This window comes from Sphingomonas sp. Leaf28, from assembly GCF_001421685.1.
GTDB lineage: Bacteria > Pseudomonadota > Alphaproteobacteria > Sphingomonadales > Sphingomonadaceae > Sphingomonas > Sphingomonas aurantiaca.
In genome coordinates, this window is the sequence record NZ_LMKX01000003.1 from 22,108 (window position 1) to 28,107 (window position 6,000).

Sequence of the window (6,000 nt, forward strand, 5' to 3'; positions counted from 1 at the left end):
CGTCCAATTCCCATTTTCCCATGTCCGACCGGCAATTTCGGGAAAACCCAATCGGGAACAGATTTTGGGAAAGCGGAACGCGCATATGGCTTAATGCGATTGGCGGTGCTGGCTTCCCGCTCCATGTTCGTTTTTGGGAAAGCGGCATACGCATTTAATCGAACAACGATTGGAAAGGGCATATACGAACTATCTGTCAGGGAACGCTCGATTTATCGGTGACAATTACATATTAGGGTTGTGGATTGCGCCCGGCGCGCGAAGTCGAGGGTGCACGTGTCCGACCTGAATGATACCGCAAATCGCTCTGTCCGGGGCGTCGCAGACGATGAGCGTATTGCAGTCGAAATTGCGGGTCTAGACCGTCATACAGATCCCTTCGTCGCCGCAGTTCACGCAACGCGCATGCCGATGATCATCACCAATCCCCGGCTTCCCGATAACCCTGTAGTTTTTTGCAATGACTCTTTTTGCCGGCTTACTGGATATGACCGTAGCGAGATCGTTGGGCGCAACTGCCGCTTTCTCCAAGGCGAAGACACCGATCCTGCAACTAGACAGTCCCTGCATGAGGCTGTGCAACAGGTAAAACCGGTCGAAGTCGATATCCGCAATTATCGCAAAGACGGGGAAGCGTTCTGGAACCGATTGCTGATGGCACCGGTGTTCGACGTCGATGGCCGATTGGTCTATTTCTTCGCCAGCCAAGTCGATGTGACTATCGAACGAGAACGCCTGACTGGTCTGGAGCGCGATAATGCGGCGCTCATGGCAGAACTTACGACACGCCTCCGCACCCAACAGGAGCGGGAACGCGAGTTGGCTCTTGCCCTAAAAGCGGGCGGGTTTGGAACCTGGAGCTTTGAATTATCGACACAGACATTGACTGCCTCTGATGAGTGCAAGGTTTTGTTCGGTCGCAGTCCCAGCCTGCCGTTCACTTACGAAGATCGGATAGCAGCGATCTATCCCGATGACCGGGACCGGACGGCCCACGCAATGGAGCAGGCTGGAGAACAAAGCCGCGAATACTCTGAAGAATATCGGATCGTATGGCCGGACAATAGTATTCGCTGGATATCCTCCCGCGGCCAGCCTTTCTTTGACGTTGAAGGCCGTCCGATCCGCATTGCTGGCGTGTCGACGGACATTACCGCCGCCAAACAGGCTGAGTTGAAGCGTCAAGCGCTTGCCCACCTGAACGACTTTTTTCGCGACCTCGATCTTACTGCTGACATCTCATACGTCGCGGCGGAGGTTCTTGGGGAGACATTGGGCGTCTGCCGAGCCGGCTATGGTGTAGTTGATCCGATCGCCGAGACGATCACGATCGAGCGCGATTGGAACGCTCCAGGCGTCACAAGTATCGCCGGTACTCTCCGCTTCCGAGATCACGGTTCCTACATCGAGGATCTGAAACGGGGTATTACGGCTACGGTTGTGGACTCCCGCATTGACGCGCGCACGCGCGAAACGTCCGCAACGCTAGAGGCAATCAATGCCCGGTCCTTTATCAATATGCCATTGGTGCGGTATGGTGCATTCTCGGCTCTAATTTTCGTCAACGACGATGTGCCGCGCCAATGGACCGACGAGGATCTTGCGTTCATCCGCGAGGTTGCCGAGCGCACCCATACTGCAACCGAGCGACGCCGAGCTGAGCGAGACCTGAGTGAACTTGCGTCTTCGCTCGAACGCAAGGTTTCTGAACGTACCGAAGCACTGGTGGCGGCCGAAGATGCCCTGCGCCAATCCCAGAAAATGGAGGCGGTTGGTCAGTTGACCGGCGGTATTGCGCACGACTTTAACAATCTGCTGACAGGTATCAGCGGGAGTTTGGAGATGATCCAGCTCCGCTTCGCTCAAGGTAGGGGGGCTGACGTCAACAAGTACATGGACGCCGCCCAGGGGGCTGCTAGGCGCGCTGCGGCACTGACGCATAGGCTATTGGCGTTCAGTCGACGGCAGACGCTCGATCCGCGACCAACCGACGTAAATAGTTTGGTCTACGGTATGGAAGAATTGGTCCGCCGTACGGTGGGACCATCAGTGATAGTCGAAACGGCACTGACCCCTGACATAAGTGCCACATTGGTCGATCCGAGCCAGCTTGAGAATGCTTTGCTGAATCTGTGTATCAATGCGCGTGACGCCATGCCTGATGGCGGAAAGATCATGATCGAGACGCAGGATCGTTATGTGGACGAACGTGCTGGACGTGAACGCGATATTGAGCCCGGCCCCTATATCTGCCTGTCGGTGAGCGACACGGGCACCGGCATGCTACCCGCTGTAATTGCCAAAGCCTTCGAGCCGTTCTTTACTACTAAGCCGATTGGCAGCGGTACCGGGTTGGGCTTGTCGATGATTTACGGCTTCGCTCGCCAGTCGGGGGGGCAAGTCCGTATTCATTCAAGCCCCGGTGCCGGCACGTCTGTGGTAATTTATCTCCCCCGCAACGAGCAGACTGCCGAAGAGGATGCGGCGCCGGTCCCGCTGTCTGATGCACCACGAACTGAAGGCGGCGAAACCGTGCTCATCGTTGACGATGAGGAGTCGATCCGTATGCTCGTTGCCGAGACGCTCGTTGATCTTGGCTATACTGCGCTTGAGGCCGCCGATGGACCTACAGCAATGAAAGCTTTGGCTGGCGATCAACACATCGATCTACTTGTGACCGATGTTGGTTTGCCTGGAATGAACGGGCGGCAGTTGGCAGACGCGGTTCGCTTAAATCGGCCGAATCTCAAAGTATTGTTTATCACTGGTTACGCGGAAAATGCCGTACTCAATCACGGGCATCTTGATCGCGGTATGCATGTCATTACCAAGCCCTTCACGATGGAAGCGCTAGCAACACGTATCAAAGAGTTGATCGCGGCCTAGATTTTGTAGCTGTTCAAGTTAGGTCGCTCACCGGCTCAATCTGATCGTCAAACGAGGACCGGGCCTGTAATTCTCGAAATGCGATCCCTCGCGAGAATGCGGGATCAGACCAGAACGCCCACAAGACGCCATTCGGGACCACTTATCCGGCCTGCAACATCTGCCATTCATTCAGGAGCTAAGTGGGCATGGGACGACGCGCGGATGCTCGCTCTCGTGAGCAGGTTGTAACAAGTCTCGGGTAGAAGTTAGTATGCGATATTTTCGCGCGCCCCAGTTTTGCCGACGCCTCAACCTGGGTAATGCCAGTGCTACACACCTGACGGCGGCAACTTCAAGATCAGTCGCTCGACCGCCGCTGGACCAAGAGCGTAGATTGGACGTGCAATGGCGATCGCGAGAGACAACCACTACGTTCCGCGTTGGTATCAGAAGCGCTTCCTGGAGCCCGGACGGGCGACGCTAACATATCTCGACCTCAATCCCGAGGTTAAGATGCTCGACGACGGGCGGCCGATAACCATGCCGGCGTTGACCGAGCGTTCGACGAAGGGCTGCTTCTTCCAGACCGACCTGTATTCGACGTTCTTCGGCACGGCGGTGAACGATGAGATCGAACGATCGCTCTTCGGCGACATCGACGCCCGCGGTGCACATGCGTTGCGAGCCTTCGCCGCAACGGATCCGGCCGGCTGGCACGAGCACTTCGGCTCATTCTTCGAATACATCGACATTCAGAAGCTGCGGACGCCGAAGGGGCTGGCATGGCTTGCCACGCAATACCCCAGCCTCAGCCAGAATGAGCTCATGCTGGAGATGCAGGGGGTTCGGATGCTTCATACGACGATATGGACCCAGTGCGTCCGGGAGATCGTATCGGCTGAGGACGCCGGCACCAAGTTCATCGTCACGGACCACCCGGTGACGACCTTCAACCATGCACTGCCGCCCGAAGCGTTGCAGTGCGCTTATCCAAGTGACCCTGGGATCGCGCTCAAGGCCACCCAGACGCTGTTCCCGCTGGGACGCGATCAGTGCCTGATCCTAACCAACCTCGAATACGCACAGGATCCCTCAACCCCGCCGCTCGTGAAACGCACCTTCGCGCGCAATTTTCGGCAGACGATGACGCGCACCGACAAGTTCATCCGTCAACGCAGGCTGACCGATCTCGAAGTGTCGAGGATAAACCGCGTGCTGAAAGCGCGCGCGCGGCGATACGTCGCCGCCGGACGAGAGGAGTGGCTGCATCCCGAACAGAACGCAACCGGCCCCTGGGCCGAGCTGGCGACGACGCTGCTACCTCCGCAAGACGAGCTCTGGGGCTTCGGGGGTGAGACGTTCGTCGGCTACAAGGACGGGACCGCCCACTACGAGGACGCGTTCGGCAGGACGCAGAGGGAAAGTAACGCGCTGAAGAAAAAAGTGCCGTCCTTTCGGCTGAATGTCTCGGACCCGTGCGGCTGCGGATCAGGCCATCCATTCCGGCTCTGCTGCAGTTCCAGGCCCGAGAAGCTGCGCCCGAGCTGGGCCCTGCGCAGTATCCGCGAGCGCAACCTCCTTCTCGACCGAGGCATCCGCTCGATCCTTCAGATGGATAAGGGCAAGGACTGGACGACCGTCCGTCGCGACCTCACCGACGAGCAGATCAAGGAAGTCTACTTCCTTTACGAGGCGCTCTGGCCTCTTGAAACCGACCTACTCGAACTTCTACCGAAGCCTGACGGCCGACCGCGCGCTGTCTTCACCGGCTCGCTGCATCCTCAGTCGTTCGTCGAGTTCGCCATCGGCGCGTCGGCATACTTCGGCGAGCTGATCGTCCAGAGCCCCTTTATCCATGCCGGGACAACGGCGAAGAAATACAGCCCGACCGAACACCCGCGATCATACCACCTCGAGTTCCTGAAATCGGTGGCACTCTTCCTGAATCTCATCCCGCTGATCGATGCGGGGCTGGTAAACCTCATTCCCGACCCCTGGACGTTCGACTACCATCTGCGACGGACGACGATGGCCATGGCGGAAGAGCGCGCCGGTGGTATCCCGATCACCCTGCAAGGTGAGCCTCGGCTGCGCGACCTCGTCCGCGTCGACGAGATGCGCGACATCCTCATGTGGCCAAGAGGTGCGCAGGAAAGGCGGCTGCGCGAGAGCTTCCCCGAACTCGACGACGCCGGTGTCGCCGAAATGCGCGCCGAGATCGACCGTCTGAGGAATGAGGATCCGCTGACGGCGCTGCAGGACGACATCTTCGGCGGCGGCGAGAAGGGCGGACAAATACGGCTCATGCAGATGGCCCCCAATTTCGAAATGGCAATGTATCTGGCACAGGCGACGGGGGCATCGATCGTCACGGACAGCGCCTACCGTTGGCAGGAAATTCTGCGCGCCGCGCGTCCGCGCGCGTCAGCGCCTCCGGCGAGGCTAAGAGACTTGGCTACCAGGATCGCCGATGCCAAGTTCCTGTTTCCCGACGACGCCGGCCGCATCGTGCAGCTTGCACGGAAGCGGACCCTCGGCGCCTACCCCGCTCTGTTCGGCGACATGTGTCGCTATTTGGAAAAGATTGCGGCCAGCGGTACCAAACCCAATTTCGAACAAGGGCTGGCCGCACGGTTCGCCCGGTCACATGGCGCTGCCCAGTCGACGCTGCGTAGGCATGGCGAACCAGGCAACGAGGGCCGCATCTCCTGCGTTTTCGCGCCGACCGGCATTCAGGACAACACCGTCAATAGGCTCCTGCTCATGTCGAGTTCCGAGCACCACGTACCGATAGTTCCGGCGGCCTTCTACATCCAGCGGATCGACCCGAAGGAACGATGATCGGACCACCTGGGTGATTGCCCATGAGCTGCGTCTAGAAGTGCTGCGGGTAGTCGACATCTGCCCGACCACCCGAACAGACGTCCGCTTACGGCCGCCGCCGACGAAAAGCGGACTGGCCGCTCTCCTTCCCAAACCGGACATTGCCGCGGCGAAGGAACTCTGCGCTGCATTGACGCTTCTCCGCGGGTTTGAGCGCCCTCGACACCCCCGATCTGACCAGTCGATACCCCGGCTGCGTTCGCCGAAAAGCGTCCAGAATGACCGCTCCGGAGGGCCTCTTGACAACAG

Annotated in this window: 2 protein-coding genes; both read left to right on the top strand. The window is 58.8% G+C overall.

Going from position 1 to position 6,000, the window contains the following annotated elements; all coding sequences use genetic code 11:
• Nucleotides 1-270 precede the first annotated feature (270 nt).
• Complete coding sequence (locus ASE79_RS06455) at nucleotides 271-2,886, top strand: PAS domain-containing protein (protein WP_416354505.1); 2,616 nt, start codon at nucleotides 271-273, stop codon at nucleotides 2,884-2,886.
• A 387-nt stretch (nucleotides 2,887-3,273) separates the two neighbouring features.
• The gene (locus ASE79_RS06460) at nucleotides 3,274-5,709 is read left to right on the top strand and encodes a DUF4238 domain-containing protein (protein ID WP_056413661.1); all 2,436 of its coding nucleotides are present in this window, start codon (nucleotides 3,274-3,276) and stop codon (nucleotides 5,707-5,709) included.
• The last annotated feature ends 291 nt before the right edge of the window (nucleotides 5,710-6,000 follow it).

What these genes read in the sequence shown, in the direction of transcription:
- ASE79_RS06460 (WP_056413661.1), top strand. Translation starts at nt 3,274, where the DNA reads ATGGCGATCGCGAGAGACAACCACTACGTTCCGCGTTGGTATCAGAAG.